The organism is Marinobacter maroccanus (assembly GCF_002933275.1).
GTDB lineage: Bacteria > Pseudomonadota > Gammaproteobacteria > Pseudomonadales > Oleiphilaceae > Marinobacter > Marinobacter maroccanus.
The window spans coordinates 1-381 of sequence record NZ_PSSX01000057.1 but is presented as its reverse complement, the minus strand read 5'-3'; the positions used below and the strand labels follow the sequence as shown (position 1 = coordinate 381).

At 56.0% G+C, this 381-nt stretch carries 1 protein-coding gene; it reads left to right on the top strand.

Annotation, left to right across the window (positions count from 1 at the left end):
• Window positions 1-323: transposase (locus KEHDKFFH_RS20450; protein ID WP_241956578.1), on the top strand; the 323-nt coding region annotated here is incomplete at its 5' end.
• Window positions 324-381 lie beyond the last annotated feature (58 nt).

Sequence of the window (381 nt, the reverse complement as noted above, 5' to 3'; positions counted from 1 at the left end):
GTTACCGGTTAACGCCATGGGGCAANGCGCTCTANAAACGACGGCAGGAAACCGTGGAGCGATCGTTCGCCGATGCCAAGCAGTTACATGGTCATCGTTACGCTCGCTTGCGAGGGCTCTCGANGGTGCGTGAGCAATGCCTGTTGGCCGCNGCTGCNCAGAATATGAAGAAGATCGCGCAGATCCTGGCGCGTCTTTTNNGGCTCAAATCCCTTGGGATGCCTGGCTTGCAGAGCCAAATCCGGAAATGGGCCCAGAAACTGCGTTATCTCGCGTATTGGCAATCCGGTCGGGACTATTGGGCTAGATCNGTCGCCAACTGAATTTAATGCGCCCAAACGCAACGAACCCCGGAAAAACCGGGGTTCGTCAGCAATCTGA